Annotated in this window: 22 protein-coding genes and 1 pseudogene; 16 read left to right on the forward strand and 7 right to left on the reverse strand. The window is 55.1% G+C overall.

Features of this window, described 5'->3' with window-relative positions; genetic code table 11:
- Positions 1 to 89 precede the first annotated feature (89 nt).
- From IGW03_RS34000 to IGW03_RS34015, 4 genes are all read left to right on the forward strand, one after another.
- Positions 90 to 374, forward strand: coding sequence for a hypothetical protein (locus tag IGW03_RS34000; RefSeq protein ID WP_194726864.1), 285 nt, complete (start codon positions 90 to 92; stop codon positions 372 to 374).
- A complete protein-coding gene (locus tag IGW03_RS34005; protein WP_151639276.1) occupies positions 361 to 666 on the forward strand; it encodes a hypothetical protein in 306 nt (101 codons plus the stop codon). The genes IGW03_RS34000 and IGW03_RS34005 overlap by 14 nt, the downstream gene beginning before the upstream one ends.
- Positions 667 to 880: 214 nt before the next feature.
- Positions 881 to 1,102 carry a hypothetical protein gene (locus tag IGW03_RS34010; protein WP_151639277.1) on the forward strand — a complete coding sequence of 74 codons (222 nt, stop codon included), beginning with the start codon at positions 881 to 883 and terminating at the stop codon, positions 1,100 to 1,102.
- Between the two features lie 21 nt (positions 1,103 to 1,123).
- A complete protein-coding gene (locus IGW03_RS34015) occupies positions 1,124 to 1,441 on the forward strand; it encodes a hypothetical protein (protein WP_194726865.1) in 318 nt (105 codons plus the stop codon).
- A gap of 283 nt (positions 1,442 to 1,724) precedes the next feature.
- Here the strand turns inward: IGW03_RS34015 and IGW03_RS34020 are convergent, their stop codons facing one another.
- Positions 1,725 to 1,967: a type II toxin-antitoxin system Phd/YefM family antitoxin gene (locus tag IGW03_RS34020; protein ID WP_151639279.1), complete on the reverse strand. Its 243-nt coding sequence runs from the start codon at positions 1,965 to 1,967 to the stop codon at positions 1,725 to 1,727.
- Positions 1,960 to 2,358 (reverse strand): PIN domain-containing protein, encoded by a 399-nt coding sequence (locus IGW03_RS34025; RefSeq protein WP_151639280.1) that lies wholly within the window; start codon positions 2,356 to 2,358, stop codon positions 1,960 to 1,962. The genes IGW03_RS34020 and IGW03_RS34025 overlap by 8 nt, the downstream gene beginning before the upstream one ends.
- Positions 2,359 to 2,856: 498 nt before the next feature.
- Here IGW03_RS34025 and IGW03_RS34030 point away from each other — a divergent pair, with 498 nt between their 5' ends.
- Positions 2,857 to 3,033 carry a hypothetical protein gene (locus IGW03_RS34030; protein ID WP_192805318.1) on the forward strand — a complete coding sequence of 59 codons (177 nt, stop codon included), beginning with the start codon at positions 2,857 to 2,859 and terminating at the stop codon, positions 3,031 to 3,033.
- 102 nt (positions 3,034 to 3,135) lie between these two features.
- Positions 3,136 to 3,561, forward strand: coding sequence for a hypothetical protein (locus tag IGW03_RS34035; RefSeq protein WP_151639281.1), 426 nt, complete (start codon positions 3,136 to 3,138; stop codon positions 3,559 to 3,561).
- A 63-nt stretch (positions 3,562 to 3,624) separates the two neighbouring features.
- On the opposite strand, the gene IGW03_RS38975 is transcribed toward IGW03_RS34035, so the two are convergent.
- Complete coding sequence (locus tag IGW03_RS38975) at positions 3,625 to 6,186, reverse strand: LPD7 domain-containing protein (RefSeq protein ID WP_151639282.1); 2,562 nt, start codon at positions 6,184 to 6,186, stop codon at positions 3,625 to 3,627.
- The gene (locus IGW03_RS34045; protein WP_151639283.1) at positions 6,183 to 6,581 is read right to left on the reverse strand and encodes a hypothetical protein; all 399 of its coding nucleotides are present in this window, start codon (positions 6,579 to 6,581) and stop codon (positions 6,183 to 6,185) included. Before IGW03_RS34045 ends, IGW03_RS38975 begins: the two co-directional genes overlap by 4 nt.
- A gap of 454 nt (positions 6,582 to 7,035) precedes the next feature.
- Here IGW03_RS34045 and IGW03_RS34050 point away from each other — a divergent pair, with 454 nt between their 5' ends.
- The 6 genes from IGW03_RS34050 (at position 7,036) to IGW03_RS34075 (ending at position 15,277) form a co-directional block, all read left to right on the forward strand.
- Positions 7,036 to 7,263 carry a hypothetical protein gene (locus tag IGW03_RS34050; protein ID WP_151639284.1) on the forward strand — a complete coding sequence of 76 codons (228 nt, stop codon included), beginning with the start codon at positions 7,036 to 7,038 and terminating at the stop codon, positions 7,261 to 7,263.
- A gap of 1,306 nt (positions 7,264 to 8,569) precedes the next feature.
- Positions 8,570 to 8,965: a hypothetical protein gene (locus IGW03_RS34055; protein ID WP_151639285.1), complete on the forward strand. Its 396-nt coding sequence runs from the start codon at positions 8,570 to 8,572 to the stop codon at positions 8,963 to 8,965.
- Between the two features lie 43 nt (positions 8,966 to 9,008).
- Positions 9,009 to 9,461 carry a hypothetical protein gene (locus IGW03_RS34060; RefSeq protein ID WP_194726866.1) on the forward strand — a complete coding sequence of 151 codons (453 nt, stop codon included), beginning with the start codon at positions 9,009 to 9,011 and terminating at the stop codon, positions 9,459 to 9,461.
- Between the two features lie 1,798 nt (positions 9,462 to 11,259).
- A complete protein-coding gene (locus IGW03_RS34065; RefSeq protein ID WP_151638225.1) occupies positions 11,260 to 12,345 on the forward strand; it encodes a ParA family protein in 1,086 nt (361 codons plus the stop codon).
- Positions 12,342 to 13,418, forward strand: coding sequence for a ParB/RepB/Spo0J family partition protein (locus IGW03_RS34070; RefSeq protein WP_151638224.1), 1,077 nt, complete (start codon positions 12,342 to 12,344; stop codon positions 13,416 to 13,418). Before IGW03_RS34065 ends, IGW03_RS34070 begins: the two co-directional genes overlap by 4 nt.
- 314 nt (positions 13,419 to 13,732) lie before the next feature.
- Positions 13,733 to 15,277 carry a hypothetical protein gene (locus tag IGW03_RS34075; RefSeq protein ID WP_194726867.1) on the forward strand — a complete coding sequence of 515 codons (1,545 nt, stop codon included), beginning with the start codon at positions 13,733 to 13,735 and terminating at the stop codon, positions 15,275 to 15,277.
- Between the two features lie 231 nt (positions 15,278 to 15,508).
- Here the strand turns inward: IGW03_RS34075 and IGW03_RS34080 are convergent, their stop codons facing one another.
- Complete coding sequence (locus IGW03_RS34080; RefSeq protein ID WP_194726868.1) at positions 15,509 to 15,679, reverse strand: hypothetical protein; 171 nt, start codon at positions 15,677 to 15,679, stop codon at positions 15,509 to 15,511.
- A gap of 1,420 nt (positions 15,680 to 17,099) precedes the next feature.
- Positions 17,100 to 17,432, reverse strand: coding sequence for a hypothetical protein (locus tag IGW03_RS34085; RefSeq protein WP_194726871.1), 333 nt, complete (start codon positions 17,430 to 17,432; stop codon positions 17,100 to 17,102).
- Here IGW03_RS34085 and IGW03_RS34090 point away from each other — a divergent pair.
- The 4 genes and pseudogenes from IGW03_RS34090 to IGW03_RS34105 all read left to right on the forward strand — a co-directional run bounded on the left by IGW03_RS34090 (position 17,411) and on the right by IGW03_RS34105 (position 20,214).
- Positions 17,411 to 18,201, forward strand: a pseudogene (locus IGW03_RS34090) (IS5 family transposase). The gene IGW03_RS34085 and the pseudogene IGW03_RS34090 overlap by 22 nt on opposite strands.
- 1,128 nt (positions 18,202 to 19,329) lie before the next feature.
- The gene (locus IGW03_RS34095; RefSeq protein ID WP_192805215.1) at positions 19,330 to 19,500 is read left to right on the forward strand and encodes a hypothetical protein; all 171 of its coding nucleotides are present in this window, start codon (positions 19,330 to 19,332) and stop codon (positions 19,498 to 19,500) included.
- Positions 19,497 to 19,934, forward strand: coding sequence for a type II toxin-antitoxin system death-on-curing family toxin (locus tag IGW03_RS34100; RefSeq protein WP_194726869.1), 438 nt, complete (start codon positions 19,497 to 19,499; stop codon positions 19,932 to 19,934). The genes IGW03_RS34095 and IGW03_RS34100 overlap by 4 nt, the downstream gene beginning before the upstream one ends.
- Complete coding sequence (locus IGW03_RS34105; protein WP_151638221.1) at positions 19,918 to 20,214, forward strand: addiction module antidote protein; 297 nt, start codon at positions 19,918 to 19,920, stop codon at positions 20,212 to 20,214. Before IGW03_RS34100 ends, IGW03_RS34105 begins: the two co-directional genes overlap by 17 nt.
- A gap of 203 nt (positions 20,215 to 20,417) precedes the next feature.
- On the opposite strand, the gene IGW03_RS34110 is transcribed toward IGW03_RS34105, so the two are convergent.
- Positions 20,418 to 20,894: a metallophosphoesterase family protein gene (locus IGW03_RS34110; protein WP_194726870.1), complete on the reverse strand. Its 477-nt coding sequence runs from the start codon at positions 20,892 to 20,894 to the stop codon at positions 20,418 to 20,420.
- Positions 20,895 to 21,013 lie beyond the last annotated feature (119 nt).

Raw genomic sequence — 21,013 nt, forward strand, 5'->3', positions numbered from 1 at the left:
GGCACGGACTCGGGAGGCGCTCGATGCAGCGTTAAAGGAAGCGATCAACTGCATCACCGCCAACGACGCAAAAGGATGGTTTAATCATTGTGGCTATCCCCTACATTGATTCGCAAGCCGCTGTAGAGCCTCATGTGTCTCCCGTTGATACCCGCCTGCGCGAAATGGTGCTTGCCGACTTGCGAGAATCTGTGGCAAAGGCGGTGGCGTCACGTCCCTCCGATCATGCTCTAGGCTATCTTCAAGGAAAGGTGATTGCTTTCGCACTGTCGGGAGTCATCACCAAAGGCGAGTTCCATGACTTACACGACGAGCTAGAGCGTGTCGGCCTGTCGTCGCGCATGCCTGGCTGGGATCGATATGACGACACGTAACGTTTCGGACGCGATGATTGCGGCGTTAGCTGATGTGTCGCCGGACGCTGACTTTTTCGAACGACGCGACGCGCTAGGCAATGCTTGGTTTAGCGTGTTATGGGCGCCGGAATTTGCGAATGTCATGCTGGCGCCGTATCAAATGGCGATCGCGGCTGAGTATGTGGAAGGGAAAATTTCGCTTGCGGAATTCCGCGCTTCGATAGCGTCATGGCCAACATTCCTTGAGCCGGATGAACCGCTTCCGTTGCCGGCGATAATTTACCGTCGGAGGAATGATGCTGTTGAGTGACAGGGGTTCGTAGAGTGGACAAGGGTGAGCGGGAAATTCGATTGCGCGATGTGGCGTCAAGCCTTGGTTCCACTCGGGACGATGTGCGCGGTTTTGAGTTGCCTGACTATGTCGCGATGCTAGCGGAGATGTATGTCGATGACGCTATCGACATTTGGGATATGGGGAATGAGGCTCGGCGGTGGGTCTATGACGGTTTGCGGAGGGGCTGACGATGGCCGATGATTGGTATTCGGACGATACGCCGGAGCAGGCAGAAAGGCGTGAAGCGTTTCGCGTCATGGATGGGATTATGCGGTTGAGCGATGGTGCCCCTTACGACGCGGAGTTTTACGCTATACGAGAGTCGGTGATAAAAGGCACGACGAGCACTGATGAGGCTATCGCGTATCTGACCCAGCAGGCTAAGGCTGCAGCTAAGGCGGGTAATAGCTGACCGAATCGAATGGAAAGTCCCGTGAAGATGCGAACCAGGCGCCGCGCCTATGCTTGTGAAGCGCGGCATTTTCAAGCGGTACTTTGGTCGCGGTGGAAGCGCACGATCCTGTCCGGCCTGCCGCACGACGTGATCCAAACGCTCGTCGACAAGGGTCGTTCCGACTGGTGGATCGCGGGTTGGGCCACCCAGCCATGTCCGTGGGTAAAGGGCTGGCCTCCGCCGGTCAAGATGAGAAATACTGACAGTATTCGCTTTGCGGCATCATGCGTATGCGCGGCGTCGGACGACCGCTGCGAGCCGGCAATTGAAGCTGTATTGGACGGGTGGGTTGATTAACGGTGCCATTTGGGCTGGAGTGTAGAAACCTACGCTATTACGGCGTAAATGCGTAGGAATCTACACCTGAGGGAGGGCCCAAAACACCTAAAAAACCTTGGTTGAAACATTACCTTCGATAATTGAGATTATCTCGTGTGATATACGCCGCTGCCACGGCCAGCGGGAAATAGCGCGAACGCACGCGGGCTGCTATGCAGACAAGGGGAGCACAGAGATCGACGCACTGCGGGGCTTCTCGCGCGTCGGCGCAACCTTCACGGGTTTGCTAACCCGTGGAAAGCTACGGCTTTTTTGGTGGGTCGTCGCCGTAGAAAAGCCGCTCGAAATCATTGTCGTCGGCATCGAAGTTGGGCGCGACCTTGACACGGCCCTTCATGCTGCCAAAGACACGCCTGGGGCGCATCGGCATCAGCCGCACGCGGCGCCCATCGGCGGTGATGATCACGATATGCTCGCCCGCCAGTGCGGCGTCGATCAGTTCGCCCAATTTGTTCGCGGCTTCGTCGGCAGGGTAGTCAGGCATCACTGTATCGTCGGTGTGGAAGCTGGGGCAGAGCGCTTCTGCTTCTTTCTGTTGTACTTGCGCAGTCGGAGTTTAGCAGATGCTTCGTGTACGCGGCGATGTCCTCGTCGCAAGTGACCAGTTCCAGATCCTCAACTACCGACTGCACGATCCGCATGCGGTCTAACGGGTCGCAATGGTAAACGCCCTTTCTCGGGATCGGCAGCATCTTCAGGTTCAGAGGGTGATCCAGTGCGATGGGAAGCAGCTTGAAGCCGTTCGCCTCCACTTGCTGGGCTGCCGCCGCTGCCGTCACATCGATCCTAGAATCGTTATCTACTAGATTGGATGGCAAAACGTTCTTGATGGCCCAGATAAAGGTGTGCGTGTCGAGCAGTAACCTTCCTGCCATTAACCCCTACCTTCAAACATATCAGCCATCTCTTCGGACGAGTCGAAATCCGGGGTCGCCATGATCATGCAATTGAACTGGCCGATGCGACGCTTGCGCACTGGACCGGCTTCGACGTCGCCGACTTAGCTGCTGGCCTGCACGCCCGCAGGTGAGGTCTTGACGTTCTGGTGCTGCACGCCGCGCGGGTACGCGCTGCACATTCTCTGCCATGCCGGTCGCGGAAGGACGGTGCGCGAATCCGAGCCAAGCCTGATCTGCGATACAGGCCCAGCCATCTACCGGCGATGCTCTGCCGGCTGCGCGCTGCAGTATATGGAAATCGCCTTCACCAACACCGCCATTCTTGAGCCTCGCATGCCTACCGGCCGTCCTGCTTTTCCTAGGCCCTGGCGCAATGATGACCCAAAACTGGATCATCTTTTTCAGCTGCATCGTAGCCCCTTCCGGCGGCCGTAGTGCTATCGTCAATGTGTCATCCACACGCCGGAGCGCCCTATGCGCAAAGAACCCCAGCAGCCCCAACATGCGATTTGCGAGCCAAGCAAAGTCGATGAGACGATCACGCGCTTGGCCCGGTTGTTCAAAGTGAATCCGCCCGCCTTCTACGTGGTGCACCACGACGACGGCACTCATATGCCACACGTTCACATTGTGCCGACGCAGCGGCGCTGATACCGCACGTTTACGTTTTTCGTTGTAGTGAATCACTCAGACGAAAAACCAAAACAGGCCTATCAATAAACCCTTGATTTGCTGGAGAATTTCCCCCGATATGTGATTTCCCATGTCGGATGGCCACAAGTTCACTGCAACGAAAAACGCGCGGTGTTGCATGCAACAGGGGGTCAATCTATGTCTGCGGCATCAAAAAACAGTCCGCCTGATGCGGTTATGGAGAGTATTCGCGACTGGACCGGAGTGCTCTCCGAGGGAGGCGCCGATCCAGAAACGGCTCGGTCGTATGTGCTCGATGCACTCAGCATCGCAGTCCGCTGGCGCGCCATGACTGAGCCAGCCTTGATCCCCGCACGTGATCCCGAAAAAGCAGCTGAGTACCGATGTCTTGTGTTCGAGCATCAAGCCGAAATGGTTGTTAAGCTTCTCTTGTATCCTGGCCTGGACCTCGAGCCGCGTCACCACGCTCTCATCGTTGCGCAAGCGAAAATAATTCTTCGATGGCTGGCCGAACGTAGATTGTAACGCGCGCATCGCGCCAACTGGCGCTGCTACCGCGCCGGCCGGCGTGGAATTCGCCCCACATGGCTACTTCGGCTTAACTTTTTCCCCCGCATTGATTGACGGTGTAGGCTCAAGAAACTTGTAGCTCGGCGTGCGTTGCTGGCGCGGGTTCAATTCCGCCCGGAGTTTTTCATACCGGTCGTTGAATTCCTTGCTGGCGAACTTCACCGCCATGCCGCGCTCGGCGGCTACTCTCACCACACATTCATTGAACGCATCGTCGCCTAGCGGATCGAAATGCCCGTTTCCGAACCGTTTTTGGGCCAACAGCAGCGCCAGCTCGATGGTGTCGTCGGACTGCTCCATGACCCAGATCGCATCGGCGCAATCGCGCAAAATCTCCCGGTTGAAAGCGTCGAAATAGGAAACGTCGCCGTTGCGCCGCACCTGATACTTCAGGTTCTCCGTCGGATCGATGAGCGCAACAGTAGTGCTGACTCCGATGATCACAATGGCATTCACGCGCAGCTTGCTCCTGCTCTCTTGCTCAATACGCTGGCGCCGCAGCTCGAGTAGCGCTTCCAGGTCGCCGGCCTGCGCGCGCTCCATGAGGAACCCGCGATACACGGCCAGCGCCGGATCGGTCCGGTCAAGCCCGGCCAAGCGCTCGCGTGCCGCACGAATTTCCGCCTGCAGCCGCTTTTCCTCTCTGGTCGCCTGCATTTTCAGGATCGAGCGCTGCGCCTTGAAATCCGTGTAATTCAGTCTTTGCCGGCGTAGACGCTCCATCTCCGCTTTATGCCGCCGGCGCAATGCGCGTAACGCGTCCGTGGCGGCGCGTATCGCCGCACGCTCAGTTGGTCGCTGGTCGGCGCGCTGGGTGCGGCGCGCTTGCTGGTAACGGCGCCACATCGTCGGGTTAGGCGGCGGTGGCGTGATCGGGGCCCGCTTTTGCAGGTTTTGCAGCGTGTAGACGCCTTGAAGATAGCGCGAAGCCTCAGGCCAGGATTGCCTCATATGGCGCGTAAGCAGATCGGCCACATTCGTGTTCTGTGTCGAGTTCCGATGCCGGATCCGCGGCATGCCGTCTTTGAAATGCGAACCGTCCGTGATGATGTAATCCTCTGGCCGCACGCCATAGTCCTGCGCCAGCTGCGCAAGAAAGAAATTCGGGTCCAGACGGCGCTTGATTTCGTTCATTAATGCGCGCTGGCCTTCCTCGGCACTGGCGCGCGCATCGAGGTGATCACGTATCAGCTGCTCGGCGTAATTGTCCGCCGCCCTGCCGGTGCGTTCGTTGACTACTCGTCCGGTTCGCCCGGCAGGTGGTGCGAATCGCACTGCTCCATCGGAATCGGCGCGTCCCGGTCGTCCCACGTCACTACCAGAAGGTCCTTGCAGAACGCCTTCACCCCCTCCGGCGTGGCGGTCCACACCGCGTGCGTGCAGGCTTGGCATAGTGCGAATACCTGGGGTCGCCTCTCCGCAGGCAAATTTCGCAAGGTGCGACTTGTCAGCGGCAGCTCGGGCGGTTGCATCGGCGCATGCGTGGGTTCCGGCGTCTGGGTCGGTGGGCTTGCGCCGCCCTGCTCTTGTGTCGGCTTGTCCATAGTTCTCCCCTTTGTCGTATTTCCGATAAAACTCCTGTTCCAACTGCCCTAATAGCACCAGTTTCAGTTCGCTGTCCGCGGCTTTGTATTCCGCATATTCTTCCTTGCGCCCGCTATTGAGCAGCTTGACCTCGCGCGAGCGGCGCAACACCCAATCCTCCACCAGGTCATCAAGCTCATCATTCGTGCGCTTGCCGACGCCGACCTGACCGGCGGGCTTGCGGTCGAACTTTGGCGTGGCGCCCATACAGTCCCGGAATACGCCACTGGACAAATTCACCCACGTGTCGAAGCCCGGCGGACGGATGGCAATGTATTCCCTCTCCGGCCCTTTGCCCTGGTTGCGCACGCGGACCTCGCCGTACTCTTTCGCGAGCGCAATCAACCCCCTTTGATCGACTATCTGGCGCTCGATGACGGCCGCCTCCAGCACCTCCTTGACCTGCTTGAAAGATCCTTTTTTAAACTCCGTGACGTGATCGCGCCCGATGATATCCGCCTTGGTTGTAGAGTCGCTGCGCGGCCGGTCTTTCGGCGACACCAACTTGTAATCCCGGTTGATCGACTCCTGCAGCGCATCGAGCCAAATTGTGTTTTGCATCACGCGCCCCATCGGGTTTAGGGCCTTGCCAGACAGAAGGTTGACATTCGGGATGACCAAGTGAATATGGTCCAGCCGGTCGACATGTTCGCCTGTTGTCTCGTGTACATAGCTCTTGATTTTCGCGTAGTGCGCTTCGGCATAAAACAGATATTCGTCAGGCCGGTAAGCGGCCATCAAGTCCGCAACGTACCGGTCCACGATCTCTTTCATGGTCTGTTTGGGAGTGTCTTTTTCACTGAACGAGAGGGTCAGATGCATATACGTTTCCCCATTGTGTTCAATGCTCTTGATGAGTTTGCGCGTCGCTTCAATGTCGCCAGCCAGCGGCACGCGCTCATCGAGCTCATCCCTGGTGTACGGCCGCCCCGCTTTTTTGCCGTGCTCGAGATACTCGATGATCCCATCGTCGCCACCGCCCTGGCGAACGATCACGGGGGCAACCTCGACACCATGACGCGATTCAGAATGGCGAGCTGTTCGGCCACGGCCGCATAGGTTTTATCGGAGCAGCGGTCGTTCAAATGGTCGTAGTGGACCCGTTTGGCTAGCTGATTCGTGTTGTTGGCCACGGAAGCAAACAGCCTATACATGTCCCTGGTGAGCTCTTTCATCTTCGCCGGCACAGGTGGCACCGGCTTGATGACGACCTTGTCATTGTCGAACGCCGCTTGAAGCGTCTCGCGGATGAAGCGCGACGCCGACATGCCGCCCGCCTTGCATGCGGCCTTTACCTGATCGTGCAGCGGCTTTGGCAGCCGGCACGCGACCACGGGGGATACGTCGTCTATGTCGCCGTCCGTCGGCGGCGCTGTAAGCAGTTGGCTCATCGATGCCTCCATCGCATACATAAAGGAACGTGCGTCAGCACGGGCGGGAGTTTCTAAGAGGGGCCGCCGCCCCTCTTAGGCACCAGTTTGTAAAGGTTGACGCTAGTCAACGTTTACAAACTCGTCGTGCCTCAGGAATGTCTTTTCTTGTGCCGTAGGAAATAAGTTACCACTGCAGTAGAAGCACAGGGCGCTAAAAGTCTTGCAACAACCATGCTGGCGAGCCAGGTGGCGTATTGGTGGTGCTGGGCTTACCGATCGCAGCCAGGCGCGCTATGGCCGACGAACCGCTCGCGCACGAATGCGAAAGGCCTTAGCGGCTCTTGAATGCGTTAGTAACAGGTGGCGTGATTACCGCGCCGGTTGGTGCGGATTCCACGCCGCGCGGTACGGACCTTGCCTTTATAGCGACTTAGGATAAAACAAATACATTGATACCCAGAAAGGAAAGCACATGCGGAGCGCAATGAGCCAGGGCGGAATGCGGGCGAAACTTCGTTATATGTTTGGGGAATGCATAGGCCATTATCCGTTTCGCCTGAACTTGGACAAGCTGCATGATATCCAAGCGATCCTGCACCATTTTCATATTCCGGCAATGGCGCTGAAACTGGACCGGCCGTCCAACAGCAACCATAACAGAGTGATCCATGCATGTTGCGCCGACGCTTGGTGTTCCTGATAGCGTCCGCGTGTCCGAGCCTGGCGAAATCGTCTACGTTATCGTCGGGAACAATATCGAGCCGGAGGAAATAATACGGCTGGTGTCCTCAGCGGAGGTCTGGCCGACAAAACAACTTCCCTCTGCACGTGCACATCAGATGAGCGCAAGTACCTTCCGAACGATCGTCCAAGACGCCTTCAAAGATCAGCAGCCGCCAACTCCGCCGCACTGATACGGCTTGTTCTAGGCAGCGCCCGTGTCTCACACCGTAGCTCTTATGGCCATTCTCGGCGGCTGCTAAGGGCTTTCCGTTACGCGCCAAGAAGTTCGATCCGAAGCGCTCTGCCTGGCGGCGCTGCGCTAGCTCGGTCATCATCTCGCGAGTCGATGGGTTTTTCATGATCCGCCCTCGGCTCTGCGAGCTGGCGCAATCGGCCGTTGATTGAAGGTTCGGTAGTGGTAAGGTAGCCGTAGTCCGCCGCTATCTCTCCATGTAGACCTCACTCAACGCAAGCATCAAACAGCGCCAGGTTCTCAGCAAGCAGCTGGTCAATGCGAACCCAATTCCCGCTCGCCCCTGCGTGGTGTAGTTTGGTTGTTGTCTTTTTCATGACTCCATCGTACCGGTTTGCGGTATGCGTCACTTCACCAGGTCGCTTTTCAATACGGGAGTAAAGCCATTGCATGGCGCCGATATCGCATGCGCTCACACAATCTCTGTTAAACGCGGTTCGTTCCGATCCACATTTTTTTGATAACGATTACACATATTATGTGAGCGCATACGTGTGGCATTGCGGCATACGCTTGGTGCACGTATTTCCAAAAATGGATAGACCATAACTGCGCCTCAGGGACAAAGGCATGGAGCACACAAGAATGAGAACATTCGTCCAGCTTCAAAGCGGCGCTGTTGGCACGACTGGCGCCGCCGTAGCCGTCGGTGACATTGCCGTAGTCCTAGTCAGCCTGCCCGGCATTGATCATCGCAACAGCACAATCACGTTCGGCGACGTCGCGGAGATTTTGGATAGGACAGGATACTGGCCACGCCAGGCAGCGTATTTTCGCCAAGTATCAATGCGAGCAAGGCAAACGGAACAACAGAATGCCTCCACAAAACCCACAGCCTAGGCCTGCAGCATACTAACCGCCAGATGACATACGCGCATTGCGTGAGGTATGCGGCCTGGCACAAACCGCAGCTGGCGCCCTGCTGCACGCTCGCAGGACGTGGCAGCAATGGGACTCAGGCGATCATGCAATACACCCACCTTTGGGAGCTTTTTAATCGAGTCAGCGCAGCTAGGCTAAAGAGAGACGAATGGAAACCGAAAACAAACCCTTCGCGGAGTGGACCGACGCCGAAAGACAGCAGCGTTTGGACGATCTGCATGCATTGTATGGCCCCGAACATCCCGCCGTGATCTATGCGAGCAGCACCAGCGTTCGCATCGACGTGAAGAATCGGGCCGATTTCGATGTTATCCCGCGCCCAAAGTACCCTGCGGCGCGCGGCTGGATGAAAACTGTGGCTGACTATACGCCGGTTCGCCATGAGCCGTATATGGTGGTTTTCAAATACGAGGTAACGGACCCAGCGGAATTGGCGGAAATCGAAGTTCTGCTCGCCACGCAACGGGCGGAGCGCCAGCGTATGTCCTACGAGGCGGACCAGTTGCGTTCCAGTATTTGCAAGTCGAAGTCCGAAGACAAGTAAAGAAACCGCGCCGGCGCGGCCGGGCATCCCAATGGAGACCGCAATGACCGAGAGCACGACGATTACTTACCCGCTTCAAGAAAAGGGCGACCGCGTCCCGACCCTTTTCCGGGCAACAGTCTACTCTACCGTGGCGCGCTTGGACGATCACAGCCCGAACGAAACAATGGCGTATATCGACGCACTGGACCGGGATGACGCGGCGCGACGCATGAAACAAATGCTGGCGGCGCTGTGGCATGTGCCGGCGGAGTCGGTCGAGATCCACAACTTGAGGGGTGAATCGGAACTACGGCTAAACTCGACTCACCGTGATGGCGCGGATCTGCGCCTTTTCGAAATTGGTTGGGGATCCGAGAAGGGGCCGCTCTACCCTCGCGCCGACGAACTGCCGTATCTGCTTGTCCGGCCGGAAACAATGAAGCGACTCATGGCGGCATGGACCATGCATCCCCGGAAACGCATGGCGCAACCCTGCCGAAACTTAACGGCGTAGCCCATATTTTGATCGTGCTTATGTGTCTTGATGGCAACGTTCAAGGCCCTTCGGTCAAAATACAAGCGCTTTCATGTCAAAACCGCTGCGAGCATGTCATGGACGCGATCAAAGCGAGGGTCGAGCCGATGAACCGAACCAATCTGGCCGGCGGCCCGTCGCGCCTGCTAATACTCTCAACGGAAAGCGTAGCGGTATCAAACAGTTATTGGCTACCACGACGGACGTATGGTCGTGAACGCCAATTGGGATATTTCCTTGCAATATCTTTAGCCATGTCATGCTTTCAAAGGCGTCTGCCGTGTCAATTACTCCCTCGGACGTGGCATCGACCACAATGCTAACGCTGTACCGTTAGTTCGTTTTTAATCGCCGTGCACTGCGCTCTTGTCACCATTGGTTCTTCATGCCCAGCGTGGCAATTGATTGCGGAGAAACCAAGCCTCGCCTAAGTCCCCGCGACTTACGAGATGTTGCGCGCTGATTCACATAGCTGACGAGAGTGCTGAAATCTCAAGTGTCGATTTCAAGCGCTTCGCATGTTTCAGCGTCGGTCGTGGATTAGACGAGCGTCAACGATTTCTGGATTTCAGGAACAAGTGTCATTGCCACCCTCGGTAAAGCTTCCGCCAACAACTCAACACTTGCGGCCTCCATCCATTCGGGCGGTTAGCTCATTAACCGTATCGCCTGCCTACGTATGTATGCGCTGCAGCAGCCCGGCACTAAAATTTCATTAATCATCCGGCGGGCCGCATGCCCTGCAGTTGACCTAAGCCAGCGCAGCGGTCCCGCGCTTTCTGCTCTCCCCGTCGATTAGCGCTCTCCCCGTGTCATACGCCGTTGCGCTTGCCAATAGTGAATCGCATCATGATTTCCAGAATTTCGCCAGCGAAACCATATCGGCGCGCGTAAGACTCTGCGCAGTGCAGCGTAGGACGTACTGCGTGAATCCTGCCATGCCGTCGCCAATGACGGTAGGCGGCTCGATACTGATCTCGCATTGATGACAGCCGATCTTGCCAGGATGCTCGATGGTCTGCTCAACGCGCTGGGGGGAAAATCTGCCAGAAATAGGCCAACCGGACATTGACGACTTTCCCCAGCCCGACGCCGGGCAGCAGGAAAAACAGGCTAAGGAAACATAACAGACCGCGACGGTTGCTACGACCGTCCCTCGCTATCGACCCCTGCAGTGGTGCAAAAAGGCTTGGGTAAAGTGTTCGCGGATGGAACTGAGATTCTGTACAAATTCGCAAAGTGCATTCTAATCTGCGATCCGGTGGGCAAATACTGTCAGCACAGCGTTCCGGTTGGGTATGATCATAAGTGTCAGAGAAGTAATCTCAACGGATATGATCATGTTGATATTACGCAACACCCCCAACGCGAGACGCAATCATCGCCGCGATCGTGACCACCGGCTCGATGGGTGCTGCTGCGTTGGCGGAATTCCTGCGGAGGAGTTATGCATTCATTGTTTGGGCCGTTCGCCAAGCACGGCGGCTGCTAGGACGACTTGGCATTTGGGTGCTCACTTACCGCAAGACTCTAGGACGTGTAAAACGCGATAGGTTGATATTTTGATATCGAAATAATGGGGATACAAGCCTGCTTTTCAAGGAATTAACGGAAAACCGGCGGCGATACCCAAGAAAACGTCATTCGCATCACGGACCGGAAGATAAAGAATCCTAGGAAAATTTAAATGAAACGGCACTTTTTTCTACCGACGGTGCTCAAAAAGTTCTAAAGGTTGGTACACTGTTATATAGAAGTTCACCACTTGGGAGAAGCAATGAGTACCGCCAGAAAGGTTCCGAAAATAAAACCCCGTCACGCGATAGCGCTGACGGGGTTCGATGGCACTCCCAAGGTTTTCCGCGACCGCTGCAACAAGGTTCTTGGCGGTGACAAAACCCCGGAGAAGCCGTATCAGCACCGTGATTACACTCCGGCTGAAATTCGTCTGATCCGGCTGTACTTGCTCTCTCTGGCGGGCGCTGTTGCCTATCCGGGTATGCCTCCGGTCATTAACGTCAGGATGTCCAAGGGCGGCGTCGGCAAGACCACCTTAGCTACAAACCTTGCGGTCTGTCTCGCCCACTTGGGGTATCGCTGCCTGTTTATCGACGGCGACCCGCAATCGTCAGCCACTGATGTGTTCGGCGTGGACTGGACCACCCAGAAGATCACGCATATCTCGGAAGTGATGAGCCGGGTCGGCAAAGGCCCGTCAGGCATTCAGAATGCCATCATTCCGATTTACCCCGATGGCATGCTGGATCTCGTTGCCGCCGACATTACCATGGAAAACGAGAACTGGTTGCTCAATGCAATGTCGCGGGAATATGCATTTCAGCGGTTACTGGACGCGGAAACCGAGTTTTTTAGTCAATATGACGTAATCATCATTGACTCGGCACCCGGCGCCTCGTTTCTCACCACAAGTTTCATGATGGCATCGAAAAAGCTGCTTTCGGTCGTCACGCCCGAACCCAAGCCAGTAGCTGCTCTTGATGTGCTGGCGAGCTCGATCGCGGAGATCAACTACAACTTCCCGAATCGGGCGATCGGCCCGCTCGGCACTCACGTTGTGGTCAACCGCTTTGACCAGACAAAGAAACCCCACGTGGAATTGCTGAGCACGATTGCGAGCAAATGCCAAGGCATGCTCAGCGACGTAATCGTTCGCCAGCATGTCGGCTTTCTCAAGGAAAACAAGGACGATCCAGAGCACTGCGGGCCGTTGTTTGAGAATGATCTTGGTGCCCCTGGCAGCCGTGACGTTCTTGATCTGGCCCGCGAGCTGGTCAAGGTGTTTGACATACGCCTCGCCGGGCACCAAGCGGAAGCAGTTCTTGGAATGAGGATCGCAGCATGACAAAGCCAGGATTCAAGTTCTCCGGGATGATCAATTCCGGCACGGTCAAACCACCGGAGAATGCTACTCCAAGCCTGATTCAACAGGCGGTACAAGCGGTCTCGCCGGCGCCGGAGGATGTCGTTGTGCCTCCCGCGCCCGCCGCTGCAGCTATTGTGCAATCACCCTCGGCCGCAGCGAACGAGCCAGCACCGCCGCAAGGCACGCAGGCCGTCGAGTTGCAGCTGGATATGATTGACGTGAGTCCGAACCAGCCGCGCGTCTACTCGGATGACGAGGAATTGAAGGCGTTGACGGAGAGTATTGCCATGACCGGCGTTCGCTTTCCAATCTCGGTTCGGATCCTTGAATCGGGTCGTTTCGAAATTCTCGCCGGCCATCGTCGCTTTGCCGCTGCAATTGAGGCGAGCAAGAAAACGGGCAAGAAAACCATCCCCGCGTACGTACATATTCGAGACGCGCATGATGCCTTGCTCGACACGATCACGGAGAACGAGAACCGTGTCAACCTGACAGATTACGAGCGCGCCCTTGCTTTACAAAAGCTCGCCGCCGCCGGCCTGAAGCAAATGCAGATGATCGCAATTTTGGGCGTCAGCCAGGCGACCGTGTCTCTGTGCTTAAACATGCTGGAACTGCCGGCATCGATTCAAGCCGTAATTGCGCGCAATCCAAAGCGTTTTAGCAGCGGGACCGCTAAGGTAGCGCGGGAGCTGTTGAAGAAATATCCGGGTGAGCTTGGAGAAAAAGCCTTACTCACCGTTGTAAGCGACATTGTTGACGGCAAATTATTGCAACAACAGTTACGTAGCTCGGTAGAATTTTTGATTACCCCCCCGCCTGCCGGGCCCGCTGTCACGACAAGCTCAACGCCAAGACTTGTTATCAGCGACGCGGGAGCTGCCGTTTTTTCGACGCATGCCAAACCCAAAGATCGCACGATCCTGGTGAAGTGCGAAGACAAACGGTTGGATGTGGAAGAAGTCGAACGGATTATCCGTGACGCTTTGCAAAAAGCGGTACGGGAAAAGGAAGAAAACCCAAAGAATCAACAGCTTACTAGTGATTCTTAATGTGATTTCGGGATTATTAGACTCTAATAGCCCCGATTTTTCCAACATTATTAGGCTCTAATATTATGGACCCATAACATTTTAGACCGCCTAGAAACGCAAAGGCCCCACTCGCCAAAGTGGGGCCGCTGCGTGTTTAGGTGGGGTACTACCTACAACTTGTCTGGTGCCTTGAGAGAGGCAGAGTCCAGAGAACTTCGACACTTCTCACTCTACTTCCCTCACGCACCCCTGTCAAGAAGTTCGCGACTTAAAAATCGCGCGCATCGGGGGAAGCTGTGCCTAAAACTTACAATGAGCAGACGCTACGGTCCTTGCTGGACGCATACTGGCATCTGCCGCCCAATATTTTCCGGGCGATTCACCGCGTTTTTGTTTGCGCGGAGCTGACGTTCGCACCGGAAATTTACAAGCGTTTTCTTGCGGAAATGATAAGCCGTGCTGACAAGAACGACGCGACGAAGGAACTCTGGTTTGGAGTTGATAGAATTGCAACAACGTTGGACGTGAGTCGCTGGACGATCAATCGCGTGCGGCAAGATGCGTTAGCGAACGGCGTTTTCAGTTTTCTGGAGCGTCGCAAGAACCGAGGGCAGTTCTCCCATTACTACGCCAAGTTAAGCAAAGAGACCTGCGAGCTCGTCGGCCTGCCCTACTCCGGTCAGAAAAAAAAGGCTCGCCTGGCTCAGATGGATGACATGACTCACGCAGGGCAGATCGTCGTTGAGCAAGCCCGGGAGTACGCGCGGATGGTTGAGGATGAATCTGTAGGCATCCCGCCGTCCAACCTGCATGCTGAATTGCAGGCGGAGCTGGAGCAGGACATGACGGAAAAAGGCGACGCTGCGTTGACTGCGCATCTTGCGTCACACCCGCGCACCGCCACGCCTCCAGCACCCACGGAAACCTCTGCAGAGTCTGAACATCATCAGGAAAACTATGCTTCTGAAACGCCTAGTCGCGCGCCCTTGACCGCCGCGGAGGCCACCATGGAGCAAGCTCGCTACTTGGTGTATACAGACCGTACTTTTATTCTAAAAGATCTCAGAAAACTTTCTCAAGAGCAAGGCTACAACGACACCCCAGAGGAGGCCGTCGCAAAGATTTCTGAGCTAGCCGATATGGTAACGGTGTTCAATGTCGAGCCAAAGATGGTCCTTACGCTTAGGGGGATCTACAGTAGGGCCGACGTGAATCTCTTTGACGCGTTTGCCTATGCTCGCGAGTTTGCCATCCATAACGAAACCTACCGAGGCAAGCAGTTCTTCGGGTACATGATTACGACGCTTGAAGGCGCGAAAAAATACTTTGCAAAAACGGGCAAATCCATGGATTTCAGGAGGAAGCTCAGCAAAGCCGTCGTGCGTAAGGTCGAACAGAAAGCGATCCAAAACGTTCGGGAGCTGGAGCAGCGCTACAAAGGGCGCAAGTTCTCAGGAGTCGAACCAGACGGCACCATGTTCGTTATCGAGTTCAGCAGCATGATGCTTGGCGACATCGTCAAGCACATCGGGCTTGATACGAAAGCTGTTGTCTTAGAGGATCGCAGAAGGTTGTACGCTGACCTTGAGGCCGGCAAGCTGACCGAAATCAGAGCATCAGATGCCGCCCCTGCCCCGGTTCGGCCAAGCGAGGTCGACCCGGATTATGAGCTTACAGAAGTTGCTAAGCAGCTTACTGCCAGCAAGGTTGCAAGGCCGGCCGATTGTCTGGCCCTGCGCGGCGCGAAGCCCTCACCGAGAGTGAAAACAATACCGACCGAAGTCCCCGCGGAAAAGCTTAGGGGCCGTCCTTACGTCGCTGAACTGATAGCTCAGGTGGCGGCCATGAAAGCGGCGAATGCGGCGAAGGGTGTGTGATAACCGCACGAGGAGACATTAATGCTACGCTTGGTCCAAAGGGAGTCAGACCACCGCTTTTACGCGGTCAAGGTCTACACCGATTTGCTGGGTGATGTGGTCGTGTTGCATACTTGGCGAAGCTTGACGAGCCGGCGGGGAGGAACACGTTTGCCCACCATTTCGGGTTTGGAAGAGGCCGAACGATTGGTTGAGGCTGCGGCAAAGCAGCACCATGCACGTTGCTACCGGTTAGTTGAAGATCGTCGGGTCCCGCCGGCAAGTCAAGCGATCGGGATGGAAACATACCTCGCCGCCCTCCCCTTCACCAGTTAATTTCAACTCATGGCGGTGACCAATCACGAACTGATTTTCTGGGACGCCTTCAAAGATGGCCGCTTTACCGTCCGCGATGTATGGCATAACTACGGCACCTCGTCATTCCGTTGGCGAGACCGTGAGTAGGCACGGACGATGCGGGACCGGGTCTGCGCCGACCTGATCCTCGAACCAGGTTCCGGTCCACGTGGTGGACAGGGCTGGCGCCTTAACCCAGAGCTTTTACGCAAGTATGCTAAGGATGCAGCCAAGGCGGCCGGCAACGCGCTGCGCGTTGTCCAAGCGAAGTATCTTAGGGTCGTTTATGGCAAAGTAATCATCGCTGAGCGCGGTGGCAGGATAGAGTAGGCCGACTGCCTCTAACATGATTTGGTACAAGTCACCGGGCGCCATAACTTCGGACGCTTTTCGAATGTCATGCCGATCAGGCATTTTTGCGTGGCTGCGATGCAGGTATTGATTGACCAGCAAGTGCGATTGATCAAATTGGGTATCGAGCGCTGACAGGCACATAAAAACAATGGCAGGCCTCGATGACAACCGTAACGCAGGAAGCCCGCCGGTAAATATTAGAGTCTAATATTTGTTTCTACTAGCGCATGGGATCCTTACTCAGAAGGTTATTAGACCCTAATATCACCTGCGGTTAAGATATTAGAGTCTAATAACGGCATCCCGTTGAAAAATTATCACGGTGATAGCATTTAATGTTGCACCGTCGGTTACAACAAGTTCATTTCCGATCGGGAAAGAACGTTTTGAAATCAATAGGTTAAGAACGAAAACCGGGGCAAAATCCAAGTGCGTGATGTTTGTATGCGGTATTGAACGCATGCACGTTCTGGCCAAGCTCCTATAAATCAACAGCTTAGCTGCAAACGCAATTTTTCCGCGAGATTACCCCGCGTGTTCGCGTGTTCGCGTGTCGGAGTGATCAGAGTAGCGTGAAACAATTGCTGAGACTCTGAAAAAAAGCTAAAAAAGCTGAATATTTACAATGACTTATTTCGGTCAGTAAGTAATCGAAAAAGATTTCAATTGTTCCACGGGGCGGTAAGACATAACTTTTATCAGTATGAAATGGGCGCCGTTATTAGAGTCTAATAATCAAACTTCTAAAATATTAGAGTCTAATATTTCTGATCACTGCATTGCTTGGCTTCTTGCACCCATCATCGTCCTGGCTGAAGTCAGGAACGCAGAATACGTTCGTAGCTCCCACCTTTTTACACAAGAGCAGCAGAATGCCATCGGGGTAGTTACCTACGCGCTCTGATGTGAGTAAGCGTCTTCGATACGGCCATCCGAGCGTAATCAATGGCGCGGTTAACTTCATCAGCCATGGTCTCCCGCACCTTTGATTTAATGCACCCCCGCCGTAGCGACAGGACAGCGCTGTTGATATCCGCTCAACGAGCGGCGCTTCATGGCCTCTCCTTGCCGATGAGTCTGGTAAAACATTGGGTGGTCGCCGCATCGGCTTGCATTCGCCTAGCGTGCTCCATTATCTCTTCGGCGCCGTCGACAAAGGCACATAGATGTTTTGAAGTTCGACCAGGATGCTCGGTGTTTCTCGCAGCAGGTCGTAATCGACGCCGGCACAATGAGCGAATGCGTCTGCCACAAAGCTACTAGAGACGATGGCGGTAATTCGGATTCTGCTTGGGAGCGCCGTGTCAGTTCGCATCGCAGCATTGGTATCGAACGATTTTTGCGCCTGCTTCCCGTCTTTATCCTGACCTTTTGTAGCGCATCCTTTAGAACGTGATCGATATTTTTCTGTCCAAATCGGGTTTGTGGTGACGTTGGACCGAAATGAGCAGAAAGCATTATCCAAGCGATATCAGTCGTGAACAGTTTGACCAGGTTCGTCCCTTGTTGGAACCGCAAGCGTACCAATCCACGCAAGGTTGACTTGTACGACATCTTTTGCGCGATCCTTTACCTGCTCAAGAATGCGGCGACTTGGCGGGCTTTGCCATCGGACTTTCCACCAGTGAGCACGGTGCGTTACTACTTCGATGCCTGGACGCGTATTGCCGATAACAGCCACATGAGCCTGCTCGATCAGTGCTTAAAAAAAATCGGTGGAGCAAGAGCGCAAGAGAAATGGGCGGCAGCCCTTGACGAGCTTTTGCATCGTGGACGCGCAAAGCGTCAAGAATACCGATACGGCCCGGCACAAGGGCTATGACGCTGGCAAGAAGGTCTCCGGCATCAAGCGGCATATTGCCGTGGATACGCAAGGCCTGCCCCATGCCATTATGGTCACCACAGCTGAAGTCAATGATCGCAATGGTGCGCTGCTCATGTTTGCCGCCCATGACGATAGACTGGCCCAGGTCAAGCAAGTGCTGGTCGATGGAGGCTATACCGGCGAGCGATTCGAAAATCTGACTTACCAGACGCTTGGTGCGAAGGTACAAGTGGCCAAGCGCAATGAGCTGCACACGTTTGCCGTCATCCCGCAGCGCTGGGTGGTCGAGAGGTCATTCGCGTGGCTTGAAAAGTGCCGCCGTCTATGGAAAAACTGTGAGCGAAAACTGCATACCAGCGAACAGTTCATTGTCCTCGCATTCCTCGCTCTCCTGCTAAAAAGATACTGATCAAGCACTTAGACCCTCCAATTTCGTTGACTTAGCATCGGCGGCCCTTGTGATTATGTTGCTGATTGTCATGAGTAGACCTACATGCGTCGAATTATCGCGGCGCATTAGTCGCGCCGATGTAGAGATTAAACAGATAGTCGAGTAGAGCAGGGCGGTGCCAAGGAAAGCGGTGAACCACAACCGGATCACGTAATGACCTTTCAAGCGATTTCCCAAAGCGCGAATCTTGCCGCACGGCCTCAGCTACTGAAGTGATTGCATCAGGTTTTGTTGTAAGGCGTTCCCTTCCCCATTACATGAGTTCGACCGGTCGTACGGAACAGAAGAGCAGTCGCAGCTAGAGCCGGCATCGAACGAAGGTCAGAGTCGACCTGACTGGTCGCGAGCTTGGTGGCTGTCAAACAACACATGCACGATCGTGTCCTTGTGGTGTGGCGCCGACTGCGATGGTGTAAGTGAGGTAACCACGTTTGTCCAAGTACATGGTATGGAAGCACGCTCGTCACTCCCAAGCATCGCATGGGACTGTTCCATAACATGGGCGGGGCGGTTTCCCAACCTATATGTCGCGGAAGCGTCTTAGTTCGTCGTTCCAGTAGCGTGATTCAAGCCTGCCGCGTTTTGGCGCGTCAATGAAGACGGACTAGACCGAGTACTCGCCACGCGGTGCCGATAATTCACGCAAATCGAATAACGCTTAGCGACACTGGCGTCGCCGATCAAGCGAGATGACCTTCTTCATTGTGAGCGTAGCGTGAAAATGGGTTAGACGCTCAGGACGAGAGCAGCTTGCCGTGTCACGAAGGACCAATGATCCGAACCGCTGGCCGATCCGTACTAACCGCAGGCGGCTCTGCCGCAATCGTTAGCCGCCATGAGGCGGCTCGGTCGGCAAAAATAGGAGAACGCACACGCGGATGGCGCTATGAAATTCGGCAATCCCCATCGTTCAAATCTCATTGTAAATGCTTGATTGCAAATCTCTTTTTCGAAAGCATCAAAGGATTCCCATAAATAACAGCAGGATTTGCGATGAATGATAACAAGCGGGCTTGAGTATCTTGGTTGTGTCCATGTATCCTTTGGAATACAATTAACGCATAGCGTAAGTATTCGGAGATGACTATGGAAAAGCCCAAAAAAACCTACGGCGTCAAAGTCGTGCCGAAAAAGACGGTGCAACGCGCCATCCAGGTGTCGCTCGCAAATAAAGAAGGATCGCGAGTGATCCGTAGTGCGGTGCGACGCGTGCTCGTCACGCATGCTGATGTGATCAAGGCGCTCGCCAAGCGATGATCGAGTCATTAATCCTCGCTGAAAAGGTCATCGAGATTCACGATCTGATCCTTTCGACCGAGGAAGGTCTGTCGGGGGACTATGGCCCCGACAGACTGGAAGGCGCGCTGGGGCGCGTGACCAATAAGGTGGTGTACGAAGGCATGGAGGACGTGTTCGATATCGCAGCCATGTATGCCGTCGCTATCGGGCGTGGACATGTTTTTGTGGATGCAAACAAGCGTACCGCACTGGTTACGGCCTTGGCCTATCTGTCGATCCAAGGCATCGACATTGACCGTGACGAGAAACTCGAAGACATGATGGTTGATGTGGCCGAAGGAACGCTTGAGCACCACGAATTCTCCGAACTGCTGTATTCAATTTACGCAGGACAGGTCGGAGAGGACTTTGACACGTTGGAGGAGGATGGTGCCAATGAGCAAAGCGAATAAGGAAAGCGCTCCGTCGCCGGAAGTGCGGCTTGAAAGTCATCAGGACGTTGCGGCTTATCTCGAACGGCTGGCGGGACAAGGCGATCCGCAAGCATTTATTGCCGGTCTCGGTCAGGTTGCCCGCGCGAAGGGCATGACTAAAATCGCCCGCGAGATCGGCGTCGGGCGCGAGAGCCTGTACAAATCGTTATCCGATCATGGGAATCCCGAGGTAGATACTGTCCTAAAAGTCGTCAACGCGCTCGGTCTGCAGATCGCATTTGTACCAAAACAGCAATAACGAAACGCGGCGAACCAGCCTGCTTTTCCGCCCATGAAGGGGCAGCACGTCACGAGGTTCTTACAGAAGGCAGAACCGAGCGCGATGCAATTTGAACGGCAATTGAGCAAGCGCTGGTTAGAGCAGCAGTGCGGGTGTGGGTATAGTGAGAATTTTAACTTCTGCCTCAAAATTATTGACTTGGTTAGGCCTTCGACGCGCCGTCAGTACACCCAGGCTTTCGAACGGGCAGGGCGCAAGGTTTCCGCGTCAAGGACAGTGAACCGTCCGTCATAGACAGCACCAGTGTCGATGTAAAGGTGATTCCCCAATGTCGTCCACCTGTCGAGCGAGTAATGACCAACCACGACCGCGCGCACGTTTTCCACCGGCCGCACGCACTTGCTATCGTAGCGGCTGCGTGACCACAGGCACGCGGCAATGTAGGCGTCCGCGTTTTCATGCTCGAATGCGATCGGTAAGTCGTTCCAGTCGGCGACTGGACATTCCGCATGCACGATGCCAACCGTGCCAGAAGACGTTTCAAGCTCAAGTGCAATCGGCAAGTTACGAAACAGCGCGACAAATTCTGCCTGCTCGGTCCGCGTCATGCCGACGAACCAGTCGCCACCATTCCACGCGTGAACCGACGGTTCCATTTCGCCGTCGAAGACGTCAATGCACATTTCTTCATTATGCACACCAATTTTATTGTAAACATCGAAGTGAGTGAGTGAGTGACTCGATGTCGTAGATGGCTTTCAGAGAGAAGAAGCCAAGGATGACAACCGCACCCGTCCTATTCCTTCTGGCAGGAACC

The sequence above is a fragment of the Noviherbaspirillum malthae genome (genome assembly GCF_015352985.1).
GTDB classification, from domain to species: domain Bacteria; phylum Pseudomonadota; class Gammaproteobacteria; order Burkholderiales; family Burkholderiaceae_D; genus Noviherbaspirillum; species Noviherbaspirillum malthae.